The organism is Kitasatospora albolonga (genome assembly GCF_039535905.1).
GTDB lineage: Bacteria > Actinomycetota > Actinomycetes > Streptomycetales > Streptomycetaceae > Kitasatospora > Kitasatospora albolonga.
In genome coordinates this window covers 163,071-178,724 of record NZ_BAAAYB010000149.1, presented here as the reverse complement: position 1 = coordinate 178,724, position 15,654 = coordinate 163,071, and the positions used below count along the sequence as shown (strand labels likewise).

General features: G+C 72.8%; 12 protein-coding genes. 6 read left to right on the top strand and 6 right to left on the bottom strand.

Annotation, left to right across the window (positions count from 1 at the left end; translation table 11 throughout):
• Nucleotides 1-2 precede the first annotated feature (2 nt).
• The 4 genes from glgB (at nucleotide 3) to pyk (ending at nucleotide 7,542) form a co-directional block, all read left to right on the top strand.
• Nucleotides 3-2,438: a 1,4-alpha-glucan branching enzyme gene (gene glgB, locus ABD946_RS37240; protein ID WP_345290166.1), complete on the top strand. Its 2,436-nt coding sequence runs from the start codon at nucleotides 3-5 to the stop codon at nucleotides 2,436-2,438.
• Nucleotides 2,439-2,670: 232 nt separating this feature from the next.
• On the top strand, nucleotides 2,671-4,818 hold the full coding sequence (gene pta, locus ABD946_RS37235) for a phosphate acetyltransferase (protein ID WP_345290164.1): 2,148 nt from the start codon (nucleotides 2,671-2,673) through the stop codon (nucleotides 4,816-4,818).
• The gene (locus tag ABD946_RS37230; protein ID WP_345290163.1) at nucleotides 4,815-6,020 is read left to right on the top strand and encodes an acetate kinase; all 1,206 of its coding nucleotides are present in this window, start codon (nucleotides 4,815-4,817) and stop codon (nucleotides 6,018-6,020) included. Before pta ends, ABD946_RS37230 begins: the two co-directional genes overlap by 4 nt.
• A gap of 97 nt (nucleotides 6,021-6,117) precedes the next feature.
• Nucleotides 6,118-7,542 carry a pyruvate kinase gene (pyk, locus tag ABD946_RS37225; protein WP_345290162.1) on the top strand — a complete coding sequence of 475 codons (1,425 nt, stop codon included), beginning with the start codon at nucleotides 6,118-6,120 and terminating at the stop codon, nucleotides 7,540-7,542.
• Between the two features lie 63 nt (nucleotides 7,543-7,605).
• On the opposite strand, the gene ABD946_RS37220 is transcribed toward pyk, so the two are convergent.
• From ABD946_RS37220 to trxA, 4 genes are all read right to left on the bottom strand, one after another.
• On the bottom strand, nucleotides 7,606-8,865 hold the full coding sequence (locus ABD946_RS37220; RefSeq protein ID WP_345290161.1) for a hypothetical protein: 1,260 nt from the start codon (nucleotides 8,863-8,865) through the stop codon (nucleotides 7,606-7,608).
• Entirely contained in the window at nucleotides 8,862-9,452 is a 591-nt protein-coding gene (locus ABD946_RS37215) for a DUF6114 domain-containing protein (RefSeq protein ID WP_345290159.1), read from the bottom strand. Before ABD946_RS37215 ends, ABD946_RS37220 begins: the two co-directional genes overlap by 4 nt.
• 108 nt (nucleotides 9,453-9,560) lie before the next feature.
• Nucleotides 9,561-10,277 carry a DUF6230 family protein gene (locus ABD946_RS37210; protein ID WP_345290158.1) on the bottom strand — a complete coding sequence of 239 codons (717 nt, stop codon included), beginning with the start codon at nucleotides 10,275-10,277 and terminating at the stop codon, nucleotides 9,561-9,563.
• A 528-nt stretch (nucleotides 10,278-10,805) separates the two neighbouring features.
• On the bottom strand, nucleotides 10,806-11,795 hold the full coding sequence (gene trxA, locus ABD946_RS37205) for a thioredoxin (RefSeq protein ID WP_345290156.1): 990 nt from the start codon (nucleotides 11,793-11,795) through the stop codon (nucleotides 10,806-10,808).
• 379 nt (nucleotides 11,796-12,174) lie between these two features.
• Between trxA and ABD946_RS37200 the strand changes: the two genes are divergently transcribed.
• Together ABD946_RS37200 and ABD946_RS37195 are read left to right on the top strand one after the other, a co-directional pair.
• The gene (locus ABD946_RS37200; protein ID WP_380150121.1) at nucleotides 12,175-12,870 is read left to right on the top strand and encodes a TetR/AcrR family transcriptional regulator; all 696 of its coding nucleotides are present in this window, start codon (nucleotides 12,175-12,177) and stop codon (nucleotides 12,868-12,870) included.
• 149 nt (nucleotides 12,871-13,019) lie between these two features.
• Entirely contained in the window at nucleotides 13,020-13,403 is a 384-nt protein-coding gene (locus ABD946_RS37195; protein WP_345283605.1) for a hypothetical protein, read from the top strand.
• 86 nt (nucleotides 13,404-13,489) lie between these two features.
• On the opposite strand, the gene ABD946_RS37190 is transcribed toward ABD946_RS37195, so the two are convergent.
• A complete protein-coding gene (locus ABD946_RS37190) occupies nucleotides 13,490-14,485 on the bottom strand; it encodes an SDR family NAD(P)-dependent oxidoreductase (protein ID WP_345290155.1) in 996 nt (331 codons plus the stop codon).
• The gene (locus tag ABD946_RS37185) at nucleotides 14,482-15,627 is read right to left on the bottom strand and encodes a UDP-N-acetylglucosamine--N-acetylmuramyl-(pentapeptide) pyrophosphoryl-undecaprenol N-acetylglucosamine transferase (RefSeq protein ID WP_345290154.1); all 1,146 of its coding nucleotides are present in this window, start codon (nucleotides 15,625-15,627) and stop codon (nucleotides 14,482-14,484) included. Before ABD946_RS37185 ends, ABD946_RS37190 begins: the two co-directional genes overlap by 4 nt.
• Between the last annotated feature and the right edge of the window lie 27 nt (nucleotides 15,628-15,654).

Here is a 15,654-nt window from a genome sequence, read left to right as displayed (position 1 = left end):
CCGTGACCCCGCCCGGCCAGAAGCGCGACCGCAGCACACCCGTGCCCGCCACCTTCCTGCCCGAGCGGCCCGGCGATCCGGCCCACCGCCGCGTCAAGCCCCGCCCCGGGCGCACCCACCCGCCGGCCCCGCCCCGCCCCGTCGCGGTCACGGCGGAGCCGACGGCACTCACCCCGGAGCCCTCACCGGAGCCCTCGCCCGAGCCCGCCGCCGCAGCGCCCGTCCGCCGCCAGGAGACCGCGCTGCGGCTGCCCGAGGCCCCGCTGCCCCCCGGCGAGATCGACCGGCTGCTCTCCGGCGAGCACCACGACCCGCACTCCCTGCTCGGCGCCCACCTCACCACCGAGGGCGTGACGATCCGGGTGCTGCGCCCGTTCGCCGAACGCGTGGTGGTGCTCACCGGGCAGGGTCCGGTGGAGCTGACCCACCTCCAGCGCGGCCTGTTCACCGGCCTGCTGACGGGCCTTCCGGAGATCCCGGCGTACTCGCTCCGGGTGAGCTACCCCGGCGGCGAGCCGCTGGAGCAGCAGGACGGCTACCGGCTGCCGCCCACCCTGGGCGAGCTGGACCTGCACCTGATCCGGGAGGGCCGGCACGAGCAGCTCTGGCGGGCGCTCGGGAGCCAGGTCCGCACGGTGGCCGGGATCGCCGGCACCGCCTTCGCGGTCTGGGCCCCGAACGCCACCGGCGTGCGGGTGATCGGCGACTTCAACCACTGGGACGGCACCGGCCACCCGATGCGCTCGCTGGGCTCCTCCGGGGTCTGGGAGCTCTTCGTGCCGGGACTGGCCGAGGGCACCACGTACAAGTACGAGATCCACACCCGGCACGGCCAGGTGCTGGAGAAGGCCGACCCGCTGGCCCGGGCCACCCAGGTGCCGCCGGCCACCGCCTCGGTGGTGACCAGCTCGGCGTACGAGTGGGACGACCGGGAGTGGATGGCCCGCCGGGAGCGCACGGTGCACCACCGGGCCCCGATGTCGGTCTACGAGCTCCACCTCGCCTCCTGGCGGCCGGAGTTGACCACCTACCGCGAGCTGGCCGCCGTACTCCCCGGCTACCTGAAGGACCTGGGCTTCACCCACGTGGAGTTCATGCCGGTGATGGAGCACCCCTTCGGGGGCTCCTGGGGCTACCAGGTGACCGGCTTCTACGCGCCGACCTCCCGGCTTGGCTCCCCCGACGACTTCCGCTTCCTGGTGGACACCCTGCACCGGCACGGCATCGGCGTGATCGTCGACTGGGTGCCCGCGCACTTCCCCAAGGACGCCTTCGCGCTGGCCCGCTTCGACGGCGAGCCGCTCTACGAGCCGGCCGACCCGCTGCGCGCCGAGCACCCGGACTGGGGCACCCTGGAGTTCGACTACGCCCGCACCGAGGTGCGCAACTTCCTGGTGGCCAACGCGGTCTACTGGTGCGAGGAGTTCCACGTCGACGGCCTGCGGGTGGACGCGGTGGCCTCGATGCTCTACCTCGACTACTCCCGCGAGGGCGGCGCCTGGACCCCGAACCAGTACGGCGGCCGGGAGAACCTGGACGCCGTCGCCTTCCTCCAGGAGATGAACGCCACCGTCTACCGGCGCTGCCCCGGCGTGGTCACCATCGCCGAGGAGTCCACCGCCTGGGACGGCGTCACCCGGCCCACCGACTCCGGCGGCCTGGGCTTCGGCCTGAAGTGGAACATGGGCTGGATGCACGACTCCCTGGTCTACATGTCCAAGGAGCCGGTGCACCGCAAGCACCACCACGACGAGATCACCTTCTCCCTGGTGTACGCCTGGTCGGAGAACTACGTGCTGCCGATCTCGCACGACGAGGTGGTGCACGGCAAGCGCGCCTTGGTCTCCAAGATGCCCGGCGACTGGTGGCAGCAGCGGGCCAACCACCGGGCCTACCTGGGCTTCATGTGGGCCCACCCGGGCAAGCAACTGCTGTTCATGGGACAGGAGTTCGCCCAGGGCGCGGAGTGGAGCCACGAGGACGGCCCGCAGTGGTGGGTGCTCGGCGAGGACTGGCCGGCCGCCGGGGACCACCTCGGCGTGCGCCGCCTGGTGGCCGACCTCAACCACACCTACCTGGCCACCCCCGCCCTCTGGGAGCAGGACACCACCCCGGACGGGTTCCGCTGGCTGGACGGCGGCGCGGCCGAGGACAACCTGCTCTCCTTCGTCCGCCACGCCGCCGACGGCACCCCGCTGGTCGCGGTCTGCAACTTCTCCCCCGTGGTCCGCCACGGCCACCGCGTCGGCCTGCCCCAGCTCCCCGGCCGCGAGCAGCTCTGGGAAGAGGTGCTCAACACCGACGCCGAGCAGTACGGCGGCAGCGGCATCGCCAACTCCCACCCCGTCAAGTCCGAGGCCACCCCCTGGAACGGCCAGCCCCGCAGCACGGAACTGGTCCTTCCCCCGCTCTCCACCGTCTGGCTCCGCCCGGCCTGACCGCGCCCGACGCGCACCGACGTCCCTCGGACCGCTCCTGCCGCCGCCACCCGGGCCGCGGCAGGAGCGGACGGCCTCGGCTGACCGGCCGTCAGGGCCCTGTGGCCCGGCGGTCCGGTGACCTTCGTCCCTTGCCTCCGACGGGTGTGCGCACATGCGGACGTCCCTCACCAGTGCGAATGTATGGTCGATGTGACCGCTGACTGAGGGACGACCGAAACGGAGCTGCCAGGTGGCGCGCAGCGTGTACGTGACCGGGATCGACCGGGGGGACGGCCGTCAGGCGGTCGAACTCGGGGTCATGGAACTGCTCACCCGTCAGGTGGACCGGGTCGGGGTCTTCCGGCCGCTGGTCCACGCGAACGCGCCCGGCGAGGCCGGGTCGGACCACGTGGTGGAGCTGCTGCGCGACCGGTACCGGCTGGACCTGCCGACCAACGAGATGTACGGCCTCACCTACGAGGAGGCCGCGGCCCTGCAGGCCGCCCAGGGGCAGGACGAGCTGGTCTCCACCCTGGTGGAGCGCTTCCACGCGATGGAGCGCCGCTGCCAGGCCGTACTGGTGCTCGGCACCGACTTCGCGGACACCAACATCCCGGACGAGCTGGCCTTCAACGCCCGCCTCGCCAACGAGTTCGGCGCCTGGGTGCTGCCGGTGGTCGGCGGCCACGACGAGGACCCGACGGCGGTCATCGCCGAGGTGCGCAACGCCCACCGGGCCTACCGCGACCTGGGTTGCTCGGTGCTGGCGATGATCGCCAACCGGGTGGCCCCCGGCGCCAAGCAGCAGATCCAGCGGGTGCTGGCCGAGAAGCTCTCCGTCCCGTCCTACGTGCTCCCGGAGGAGCCCGCGCTGGCCGCCCCCACGGTGGCCCAGCTGGTCGAGGCGACCGGCGCCGAGGTGCTGCTCGGCGACGCGGCCGGGCTGGCCCGGGACGTCCGCGGCTTCGTCTTCGGCGGCGCCATGCTGCCGACCTTCCTGAACGCGCTGACCGACGGCGCCCTGGTGGTCACCCCCGGGGACCGGGCCGACCTGGTGATCGGCTCGCTGGCCGCGCACGCGGCGGGCGCCCCGCCGATCGCCGGCGTGCTGCTGACCCTCGGTCAGCACCCCGGGCCGAACGTGATGGCGCTGGCCGGCCGGCTGGCCCCCGGCACCCCGGTGGCTGTGGTCCCCGAGGGCAGCTGGCTGACCGCCGCCGCCCTCACCCACCTGGAGGGCCGGATCGGCCCGGCCAGCCCGCGGAAGGCCGAGATCGCCCTCGGACTCTTCGAACTCCACGTGGACACCGCCGAGTTGACCAAGCGGATCGAGCTCGGCAAGTCCGAGCGGGTCACCCCGATGATGTTCGAGCACGAGCTGCTGGAGCGGGCCAGGTCGGCCCGCCGGCACGTGGTGCTCCCCGAGGGCACCGAGGAGCGGGTGCTGCGCGCCGCCGAGGTGCTGCTGCGCCGCAACATCTGCGACCTCACCCTGCTGGGCCAGCCGGACGAGGTGCGCCGCAAGGCAGCCGCGCTCGGCATCGCCGTCCCCGCCGAAGACCTGGACCGGGGCGACGGCGCCCGGCTGCGGATCGTCGACCCGGCCACCAGCCCGCTGCGCCAGCAGTTCGCCGAGCTCTACGCCAAGCTGCGCGCCCACAAGGGCATGACCGTCGAGCTGGCCCTGGACGTGGTCACCGACGTCTCCTACTTCGGCACCCTGATGGTCCAGGAGGGCATCGCCGACGGCATGGTCTCCGGCGCGGTGCACTCCACCGCCGCCACCATCCGCCCGGCCTTCGAGGTGATCAAGACCTCGCCCGGCGCGGCGATCGTCTCCTCGGTCTTCTTCATGTGCCTGGCCGACAAGGTGCTGGTCTACGGCGACTGCGCGGTCAACCCCGACCCGGACGCCCAGCAGCTGGCCGACATCGCCATCCAGGCGGCCGGCACCGCGGCCCAGTTCGGCGTGGAGCCCCGGGTCGCGATGCTCTCCTACTCCACCGGCACCTCCGGCTCCGGCGCGGACGTGGACAAGGTCCGCAAGGCCACCGAGCTGGTCCGCGAGCTGCGCCCGGACATCCTGGTCGAGGGCCCGATCCAGTACGACGCGGCGGTCGACCCGAACGTGGCCGCCACCAAGCTGCCCGGCTCCGAGGTCGCCGGACGGGCCACCGTGCTGATCTTCCCCGACCTCAACACGGGCAACAACACCTACAAGGCCGTGCAGCGCTCGGCCGGGGCCGTGGCCGTCGGCCCGGTCCTCCAGGGCCTGCGCAAGCCGGTCAACGACCTGTCCCGGGGGGCGCTGGTCCAGGACATCGTGAACACCGTCGCCATCACCGCCATCCAGGCCCAGGGCCAGGGACCGGCGCAGAACCAAGGAGCCGCCTCGTGACCGGAGCCACCCGGGTACTCGTCCTCAACGCCGGGTCCTCCTCGGTCAAGTACCAGCTGATCGACATGGTGGACGGCTCCCGGCTGGCCTCCGGCCTGGTCGAGCGGATCGGCGAGAGCGGCGGCCGCCTGGCGCACGCCCCGCACGGCCGGGAGAAGCGCGAGGTCTCGGCGCTGTTCGCCGACCACGCCGCCGCGCTCAAGGCGGTCGCCGAGGAGCTGACCGCCGACGGCCTCGGCCTGGACTCCCCCGAGCTGGCCGCGATCGGCCACCGGGTGGTGCACGGCGGGCTGCGGTTCACCGAGCCGACCCTGGTCACCGAGGAGGTGCTGGCCGAGATCCGCCGGCTGATCCCGGTCGCCCCGCTGCACAACCCCGCCAACATCACCGGCATCGAGGTGGCCCGGGCGCTGCGCCCCGACCTCCCGCAGGTCGCGGTCTTCGACACCGCCTTCCACGCCACCATGCCGGAGTACGCGGCCCGCTACGCGATCGACCGGAAGACCGCCGACGAGCACCGGGTGCGCCGCTACGGCTTCCACGGCACCTCGCACCAGTACGTCTCCCGGGCCACCGCCCGGCTGCTCGGCAAGGATCCGGTCGAGGTCAACGTGATCGTGCTGCACCTGGGCAACGGCGGCTCGGTCTCGGCCGTCTCCGGCGGGGTCTGCGTGGACACCTCGATGGGCCTGACTCCGCTGGAGGGCCTGGTGATGGGCACTCGTTCGGGTGACATCGACCCGGGCGTGGTCTTCCACCTGCACCGGGTGGGCGGCCTGAGCATCGATCAGATCGACGAGCTGCTGAACCGCCGCTCCGGCCTGCTGGGCCTGTGCGGGGACAACGACATGCGCGAGGTGATGCGCCGCGCCGATGAGGGCGACGCCGAGGCGAAGCTGGCCTTCGACGCCTACGTGCACCGGCTGCGCAAGTACCTCGGCGGCTACTACGCCGTGCTCGGCCGGGTGGACGCGGTGGCCTTCACGGCCGGGGTGGGCGAGAACGCCGCCCCCGTCCGGGCGGCCGCCTGCGCCGGGCTGGAGGAGCTCGGCATCGCGGTGGACCCCGAGCTGAACGCGGTCCGCTCCGGTGAGGCCCGGGTGATCTCGCCCGAGTACTCCCGGGTCGCGGTGGCGGTGGTGCCGACCGACGAGGAGCTGGAAATCGCCAGGCAGTCCTTCGCTCTGGTACACCAAACCTGACGAACCATCAGCATCCCATCCCTCGGGACAGTTCGTTGACGATTCCTCAGCTTTCGGGCCGAATGCACCGATAACACGAACGGATAGACTGACCGATATGCGCCGAGCGAAAATTGTCTGCACCCTGGGTCCCGCCACGGACTCCTACGAACAGCTGAAGGCCATCGTCGAAGCGGGCATGAACGTCGCCCGACTGAACATGAGCCACGGCTCCCACGCCGAGCACGAGGAGCGGTACCGCAAGGTCCGCCAGGTGTCCCAGGACACCGGTCGCACCATCGGCATCCTCGCCGACCTCCAGGGCCCGAAGATCCGTCTGGCGACCTTCGCCAACGGCCCGGTCACGGTCGACAACGGTGACGAGTTCACCATCACCACCGAGGACGTGCCGGGCGACCAGCACATCTGCGGCACCACCTACAAGGGCCTGCCCGGCGACGTGAAGCCCGGCGACCCGGTCCTGATCAACGACGGCGTCATCGCCCTGGAGGTCGTCAGCGTCGACGGCCCCCGCGTGAAGACCGTGGTCGTCGAGGGCGGCGTGCTCTCGAACAACAAGGGGATCAACCTCCCCGGCGCGGCGGTCAACGTGCCGGCCCTGTCCGAGAAGGACAAGGAGGACCTGCGCTTCGCCCTGGAGCTCGGCGTCGACATGGTCGCACTGTCCTTCGTGCGGAACGCGGCCGACATCGACGACGTGCACAAGGTCATGGACGAGGTCGGCATTCGTGTGCCGGTCATCGCCAAAATCGAGAAGCCGCAGGCGGTCGAGGCGATGGAGGAGATCGTCCTCGCCTTCGACGCCATCATGGTGGCCCGCGGCGACCTGGCGGTCGAGTACCCGCTGGAGAAGGTGCCGCTGGTCCAGAAGCAGCTGATCACCCTGGCCCGCCGCAACGCCAAGCCGGTCATCGTCGCCACCCAGATGATGGAGTCGATGATCCACGCCTCGCGGCCGACCCGCGCCGAGGTCTCGGACGTCGCCAACGCCATCCTGGACGGCGCGGACGCGATCATGCTCTCCGCCGAGTCCAGCGTCGGCAAGTACCCGGTCGAGACGGTCAAGACCATGAGCCGGATCGCCGAGACGGCCGAGGAGGAGCTGCTCGCGCAGGGCCTCCAGCCGCTCAACCCGGGCCGCAAGCCGCGCACCCAGGGCGGCTCGATCGCCCGCGCCGCCTGCGAGCTGGGCGACTTCCTCAACGCCAAGGCGCTGGTCGCGTTCACCAAGTCCGGTGACACCGCCCGCCGCCTGTCCCGCTACCGCTCGCCGATCCCGGTGATCGCCTTCACCCCGGACGCCGCGACCCGCGCCCAGCTCTCGCTGAGCTGGGGCGTCGAGGCGTACGTCACCGAGCAGGTGGACACCACCGACGCGATGGTCGCCCAGGTCGACCAGGAGCTGCTCGCCCTGAGCCGGCTGAACGAGGGCGACACCGTCATCGTCACCGCCGGCTCCCCGCCCGGCATCCCCGGCAACACCAACATGGTCCAGGTCCACCACCTGGGCACCCGCTCCTGACCCTGCGGGAACGCCGAACGGGCCGTCACCTCCTCGGAGGTGACGGCCCGTTCGCTTCGCGTCCTAGTAAGGCGTCTGGTCGTTGTAGAGCCGCATGCCGGGGATCTTCAGCGTGCCGCCGAACTGCCCGGCCTGCACGGCCTTGGCGTCCTTCAGCTTGAGGTCCAGCGGGATCGGGACGGTGCTGAGCATGTCCCAGAGCCAGCGCGGCAGGGTGTCCGGAGTGAGGGTGATCTCGCCCAGGTCGATCGGGATCGGCAGGCCGATCACCTCGGTGAGGTGGCCGGACAGGCTCTCCACGTACATGGTGATCGGGCCCTGGCGCATCGTCGAGGTGGTCCCCGGCCCGCCCTTCACGTGGAAGGTGTAGCCCGGCACCTCGATCGTCGACATGTCGAGGTTCTCGATGTCCACGGAGGCGGTGGTGAACTTGAGCACCCGCTTGGTGCCGGTCGGCGTCCGGACGTCGTAGACGCCGTTGAAGACCGAGCCGTGCAGGGCCAGCAGGGTGGAGCGCAGCGTCCAGTTCTGCTCCGGCACCACGTGCCCGGGGCCGGCCGCCAGCGCCTTCGCCGAACGGGTGTCCACCGCGCAGTTGGGGTCGGCCGAGGGGCTCGCCGAACCGCTCGGCGCGGCACCGGGCTTGGCCTTCTCGGCGGACTTCGCGGACGGGCTCGCCGCCGCCTTGGCCGAGGGGGCCGAGGAGGGCTGCGCGGCCGGGGACTGCGGGGCCGCGCTCGTGCCGGTGCGCGACTGCGGCGTCCCGGCGGTCGGGGTCGGCGTGGCCGGCTGACCCGGGCCGGTCGCCGGGGTCGGCGTGGCCTGGGCCGGCTTCGGGGGCTGCGCCGGGGTCGGGGTCGGGCTCGGCGACTTCGGCGTGAAGACGCCGAGCAGGTCGTCGATCAGCCCGGCCTGGGACACCTTCGCGGTGCCGGAACCGCCCAGCGCGACCGCGTTGCTGACGGTCCGTCCGCCGCCCGTGAGGCTCGCCGCGGTCGGCGAGGCGGACGGAGTGGACGGAGCGGACGGGGCCGACGGGCTCGCGGGCGCGGAGGGCACCGTGCTGGGCAGACCCGGGCCGGGGAGCGGGGTCAGCTCGCTCTTCGGGACCGGGGTCTCCTCCAGGATGGCGTCCGGCGCGGTGGCCGCACCGCAGGAGGTCTTCGGCTCGGCCTGCGCCAGGGTCGGGATCGCGCCCATCAGCAGCGCGGTCGGCACCGCGGCCAGCGCGAACGCGCGGCCCCGCAGCCGCCCGGTGCGGCGTGGCGCGGCGTGCCGGGGGCCGGGCACCTTGGCCGCGCCCGGCTCGACTGCGTCGGTCACCGCTGCTCCCCCTGCTCGGGCTGCGCCGGCTGCTCCTCGGCGGTGCGCTGGACGGGGAGCGCCTCGGTCTGCGCGGCCTGGTCGGTCTGGTCGGTCTGCCCGGGAGCGGCCTGGAACTGCGCGACCTGCTGCCCGTCGGCCGGGTACTCCGTGAACTCGGCGCCGATCACCGGCGGTTCGGCCTCGTTCGGCGCCCAGGAGACCAGCAGGCCGCCGGCCACCAGGCCGAGGATCAGGCCGAGCCCGAAGCCGCCCAGGTTGGACATCGGGATGGAGACCAGCGCGAGGATGGTGGTGGCGACCCCGGCGAACACCCGGACGACCGGCTGGAACCAGCCGGTGAGGCCGAGCGCGATCATCAGCAGGCCGATGACCAGCGAGCCGGCGCCGGCCGTGGTGGCCATCTGCACCGTCATCCCGTTGAGGTTGAGGCTGTGGTACGGCAGGTACAGGATCGGCACACCGGCGATCATGGCCAGCAGACCGCCCCAGAAGGGCCTGGAGCGGCGCCAGTTGCGGAACCCGGTCCGTGCACGGTTGAACGGGCTCCCGGCCTCCGGCCAGGACTGGGCAGTTGCGCTGGACACGATGCAACTCCTCGACGGGATCTACGAGGTGGAAGAGCGAGATGGTGCGGCCGGGGTCGGCGAAGGCCGGCCCCGGCCTGGTGGACCGTCGTGCGACGGTCCGTCCGACTACTGCGCGGCCGCGTTCGGGTCCAGCACGGAACCGGTCTTCGGCTCCTCGTAGAAGCACTCCTTGCCCTTGCCGTTGCTGCCCAGGAACAGGTCGAGCGACAGGCCGCGAAGCTTGAAGGTGCCGGCCGAGGTGGCGTAGGCGGTCTGCTTCACGTTGGTGAGCTTGGCGGTCTTGGCGGCCTGCGAGAAGCCGATCGCGCCGGCCGGCTTGCCGGTGCCGAGCGCGCTCTTCCAGTCCTTGGTGGCGGTGCCGTCGAGGGTGGAGGCGTCCTGGCCGATGTTGATGTTCCCGAACTCCGCGTCACCACGCAGGCTGTCCAGGTCGATCAGCAGGTTCTCGGCCTCGACCTGACGGTTCACGTCGTCGCTGTTGCCGGCCTCGAGGCGCATGGTGACCTCGGGCAGCTTCAGACCGAGCAGGCTCGGGGTGGTGACCACCGACTGGCACATGTTCTTGAGGCGGGCCTTGTCGAACGCCGAGATGGCGACCGGGTGGACCTTGCCGTTGACCTCGGCGTCGAAGGAACCGAACTGGGCGAACTTCTCACCGTTCAGCTCGTCGACGGTGACCTTGAAGCGCTGCCCGGAGACGGCGAACGAGGCCGCGAGGGCACTGTTGGCGATGCCCACGCCGATCGCGGCGGTGGCCGCGATGCTGGGGACCATCACGAGCGCGAAGCGCTTCCAGCGGGTCTTGCCGAAAGTCTGGGACATGCGTGTCCTCCTTCTGGGACGCACATCTCCTGGCCGTGCCGGGCCACCCGTGCCCGGCGCCGACCTGGGATGGGAGAGAGCTGCGTCCTCGGTAGCGGCGACAACCAACGACCGCACGGATGTGCAGCCGAAGAAGGACAGGAACCGCGTGTGGGATCTGCGGATACCCCCCTGCCCTCCGACCGCCGGCGGGGACCGGCGGCGGCCCGGCGGGGACCTCTGGAGAGAGGACCGGGCGTCGCCGATCGTGCTTGAATCCCAGGCGAAGTACAAGAGGTGCGTTACTGACGGGTAATCCAACATCAGCACCCGTTGATCATGGAATCCAAGGCACCATCACGGACAGTGACACCAGCCCGCCCGACCGGGGGCTTCATCCAGTGGAAACAGGGACGAAACACCCCCCATCGTCACCGGAGGTGACGAGTGGGGGGTGTGGTCAAGATTTGATAAACGCCTGTGGATTCCTGCGCAATGTCGCCAAATCTCCCACGGCACCGCAGGTCACACGCCGTGCCAGGGTCGTGCTCAGAACAGCACCCGGGCCAGCGCGGTACGCGCCCTGACGACCCTCTCGTCCTCGGCGCCGATCACCTCGAACAGCTCCAGCAGCCGGAGCCGGGCGGTGTCCCGGTCCTCGCCGAAGGTGCGGCCCACGGTGTCCACCAGACGCCCGAAGGCGTCCTCGACGTGACCGCCGACCAGGTCCAGGTCGGCCGCGTCCAGCTGGGCCGCCACGTCCTTGGGGCCGGCGGCGGCCGCCGTGCGGACCACCTGCGGGTCCAACTTCTCGACCCGGTGCAGGAGTTCGGCCTGTGCCAGGCCGAGCTTGGCCTCGGTGTTCCCCGGCTGGTCGGTCAGCACGTTCTTGTACGCCTGGATCGCGCCGCCCAGATCACCGCGGTCCAGCGCGTCGTGCGCGGCGGACAGCGCCGGGTCCTCCGGGCGGACCGGCGCGACGGGGGCGCCGTCCGCGGAGACCGCGCCGCCGACGATGCCGAAGCGCTGCTCGGCGACGGCGATCAGCTGGTCCAGAACCTTGCGGACGTTGGCCTCGTTCTCGGCGCCCTGGAAGAGCGGCACCAACTGGCCCGCCACCACGGCCATCACGGCCGGGATGCCCTGGATGCCGAACTGCTGGGCGATCAGCTGGTTGGCGTCGACGTCGATCTTGGCGAGCACGATCCGGCCGGCGTACTCCTCGGCCAGGCGCTCCAGGATCGGGCTGAGCTGCTTGCACGGCCCGCACCACTCGGCCCAGAAGTCCACCACCACCGGGACCTCGGCGGAGCGCTGCACCACCTCGGCCTCGAAGGTGTCCTCGCTGACGTCGATGACCAGCGGGTAGGCGGCGGAGGCGGAGGCGGAGTCGTCCGCACCCCCGGCCGCCGCTTGGCGGGCCCGCTCGGCCCGGACCTGCTCGGCCTTCTGGGCGGCCTCACCGGCCGCCTTCACTGCGGCGAGGTCGACCGCACCACGCAGGGCGGAGCTGTTGAGACGCGAATTCGGTGACTGCATGGCACCATCCTCCCCCGTCCGCGCCCCCGACGTGTGCCAACCGCCGGGAAAAGGCCCGGTGGAACTGCCGGTCGCCCGGCACCGCCGGGCGGTCCCCCCGGCGTCGGCGGGAGTCGCCTCCCGGCGTAGTCGAAGGAGGGCCGGCGCGGATCCCCACCCGCGCCCCGCGTCCGCCCGATCCCTGGGCCGGACGCGTGGTTGTCGCTCTATTCGCTACGAGTCGTAGCGTATCTGCTCACCGGGCCGGTGCCGCAAGCCCTTCCGGGCCGGTGGGGACGTGAGCTGCCCCACTTTCCCCCGGCCTGCGGATGCCGCTCCGGCCAGTCTGTCGCTACCGTGTGCAGGCCAAGTTACTTGCAGGTAAACCGTAGGAGGCTCGGTGGCCCCCACCACCCGGCAGCCCGCCCCGGAACCGGACGCGGCCCTCACCGCGGACAACGCTCCGGCCCTCGCCCCCGCTCCCGCGCACCCGCGCGGCAAGGGGCGGCCGCGCAGCGCCGCCGCCGACACCGCCATCCTCGACGCGACCAGGGCCGCCCTCGCCGAGCTCGGCTGGGGCGGGCTCACCATGGGCCACGTGGCGGCCCGGGCCGGCGTCGCCAAGACCACCCTCTACCGGCGCTGGCCCTCCAAGAACGAACTGGTGGTCGACGCCGTCGCCAGCCTCTTCGACGACCTGGAGGTCGCCGACCTCGGCAGCCTGCGGGCCGACATCGAGGCGGTGGTCTTCCGCTTCGCCGAGCTCCTCGCCCGCCCCGAGACCCAGGCCGCCCTGCTCGCCCTGTTCGCCGAGGGCACCCGCGACCCGCTGCTGCGGCGGCGCATCCGCGAGCGGATCGTCGACCCGCAGAAGCACCTGGTCCAGCAGGGCCGGCTCAACGCCCAGCGCCGCGGCGAACTCGGACCGGACCTGGACGAGGCCACCGCCTGCGAGGAGATCGCCATCATCTTCGACACCATCGCCGGCACCGTCGAACACCGCATGCTGGTCAGCGGCGAACCCGTCACCCCGGACTGGGTGCACCGCTTCACCACCCTGCTCCTCAACCCCCTCCCGGGCCTGCTGGGCGGCTGAGGCGGCGGCGCCGAGGACGCCCGGGGCACCCGGGCCGCCGGTCATACCGTGGTACGACCCCGCGGTCGGCTCCCCGGTATGACGACGGGTCAGGTGGTCGCCGGGCAGGGTGGGGCCCGTCAGCCGGACCGACCGAGAAGGTGCCCACGATGCCGTCCACGACCCTCGCCCACCCCCGCCACCTCGCCACCGACGCCCTCCGGGCCGGCCTCGCGCTGCCCACCGGGCTGCTCCGGACCGCCCGGGCCGGGCGGGGAGCCGGCCGGCCCCTGGCGCGGAGCGTGCTCGGGCTGCCGCTGGACCTGACGGCCCTGGTCCTGGTCGCCTACGCGGTCTTCAACACCGTGCGGAACTTCGGGTACCCGCTCTGGTACGGGGACACCGACTACCACCAGGCCTGGGGCGGGCCGACGATGGCCGGCGTCTGGGCGGTGCACGCCCTCGGCTGGGCCGCCTGCCTCTACGTGCTTGCGCGCTGGCCGCTGCGGTGGATCCGGCGCGGGCAGCGCGCGCTGGACTCCCGGCTGGGCTGAGCGACCGCGCCCCGGCGGCCGCCCTGCTGACGGCGGCTCGGACGTGACGGCGGCTCGGCCCGGAAACGGCTCGGCCCGGCGGCGGGTCAGACCTGGTAGCGGCCCGGGGCGAAGGCGTCGAGGTGGGCGGCGACCCAGGCGGAGGTCTCCCGCAGACCTTGGTCGAGGGTCACCCGGGGCTGCCAGCCGGTGAGTTCGCGGGCCAGGCGGTTGTCGGAGAGCAGCCGCTCGACCTCGCTGCCGCCCGGCCGCAGCCGGCCCGGATCGGTGACCACCTCGGCCTCGCGGCCCGAGGCGGCGATCAGCCGGTGGGCGAGGTCGCCGATGGAGATCTCCCGACCGGTGCCGAGGTTGAGCACCCGGCCCAGCGCCGCCTCGGACCGCGCCGCCGCCAGGAAGCCCTCCGCGGTGTCGGTGGCGAAGGTGAAGTCCCGGGTCGGGGTGGTCGAGCCGAGCCTGATCTGCCGCGCGCCGGAGTGGAGCTGGGCCAGGATGGTGGGGATCACCGCCCGGGCGGACTGCCGCGGACCGTAGGTGTTGAACGGCCGGACCACCACCACCGGCAGCTCGAAGGAGTGCCAGTGCGCGAGCGCCGCCATGTCGGCGCCGATCTTCGAGGCGGAGTACGGCGACTGCGGCTGCAGCGGGTGCTCCTCGGTGATCGGCACCGTCCGCGCCGTGCCGTACACCTCGCTGGTGGAGGTGTGCACCAGCCGGGCCCCGTGCCGCAGGCAGGCCGCCGCGACGTTCTGGGTGCCGACCACGTTGGTCTGCACGTACGCCTCGGGCGCCTGGTAGCTGTACGGGATGCCGATCAGCGCGGCCAGGTGGAAGACGGTGTCGCAGCCCGCCACCACGTCCTGCACCCGCCCCGGGTCGCGGACGTCCCCGGCGAGCATCTCCACCTGACCACCGCTCAGGTGGCGCGCCAGGTAGCCGCGTTCGGCGTACGGCTTGTAGTGCACCAGCGCCCGCACCGACGCACCGCGCGCCACCAGCAGGTCGACCAGCGTCGAGCCGATGAAGCCCTCGGCGCCGGTGACCAGCACACGCCGTCCGGTCCAGTCCGTCCAGTCGTTCATGCGACCCTCCTCAGGTCTCGGTGGTGTCCGCGGACGGTCCGCAGCACCTTGGCCGCCAGCAGGTCCGCCGCCTCGGCGTGCGTCCCCGGGTCGGCGGCCCGGCCCATCGCGGCCAGCCGGGCCGGATCGGCCAGCAGCGGGCCGGCCAGCTCGGCCAGCCGCCCGGCGGTGCACTCGGCGTCGGGCAGCAGCAGGCCGGCCCCGGCGGCGGTGAGCACCCGGGCGTTGTGGGTCTGGTGGTCGTGCGGAGCGTGCGGGTAGGGCACCAGCACGGCCGGGACGCCGGTGCCGGCCAGCTCCGCCACGGTGGCCGAGCCGGCCCGGCAGACCACCAGGTCGGCGGCGGCGTAGGCGAGGTCCATCCGGTCCAGGTACGGGACGGCCTCCGCGACCGGGTTCCCCGCCAGGCTCGAACGGGCCCGGGCCAGCGCCGCCGGGCCGGTCTTGACGAGCAGTCGGACGTCGTCCCGGCCGCGCCAGAGCTCGGCCAGGCCGAGCGCCGCCTCGGTGAGCCGGGCCGCGCCGAGGCTGCCGCCGTTGAAGACCACCAACCGGGCACCGGGCGGCACGCCGAGCCGGGCCCGCGCCTCCGGTCGCAGCGCGGCCCGGTCCATCCCGGCCACCGCGGAGACCATCGGCATGCCCACGGTCTCCGCCTCCACCCCGGCCGGCAGGTGGGCCCGGGTGCGGTCGAAGGCCAGGGCCAGGTGCGGGGTGAGCCGGGCGGCGAAGCGGTTGGCCCGGCCGGGCACGGCGTTGGACTCGTGCACCACGCTGGGCAGTCCGGCCATCCGGGCCCCGAGGATCACCGGCGCACTCGGGTAGCCGCCCATGCCCACCGCGATCTGCGCGCCCTGGGCGCGCAGGATCTCCCGGCACTGCGCGCCGGAGCGCAGCAGAGCGGCCGGGAGCAGGTAGCGGCGCAGTCCGAGCGAGGCGTCGAAGGGGATCATGTCCACCGTGTGCAGCCGGTACCCGGCGGCGGGGATCAGGGTGGTCTCCAGGCCGCGCTCGGTGCCGACGAAGGAGATCTCCGCCTCCGGCCTGGCCCGGCGCAGCGCCTCGGCGAGCGCCAGGCCCGGGTAGATGTGGCCACCCGTGCCGCCCGCTCCGATCACCACCGACAAGCTCTGTTCTGTCATGGCCGAGGAGCCTGACGGGGCGTCGTA

Coding starts and splice junctions, on each gene's coding strand:
- pyk (WP_345290162.1), top strand. CDS start 6,118: ATGCGCCGAGCGAAAATTGTCTGCACCCTGGGTCCCGCCACGGACTCC.
- ABD946_RS37210 (WP_345290158.1), bottom strand. CDS start 10,277: ATGTCCCAGACTTTCGGCAAGACCCGCTGGAAGCGCTTCGCGCTCGTG.
- ABD946_RS37195 (WP_345283605.1), top strand. CDS start 13,020: ATGCCGTCCACGACCCTCGCCCACCCCCGCCACCTCGCCACCGACGCC.
- trxA (WP_345290156.1), bottom strand. CDS start 11,795: ATGCAGTCACCGAATTCGCGTCTCAACAGCTCCGCCCTGCGTGGTGCG.
- ABD946_RS37185 (WP_345290154.1), bottom strand. CDS start 15,627: ATGACAGAACAGAGCTTGTCGGTGGTGATCGGAGCGGGCGGCACGGGT.
- ABD946_RS37190 (WP_345290155.1), bottom strand. CDS start 14,485: ATGAACGACTGGACGGACTGGACCGGACGGCGTGTGCTGGTCACCGGC.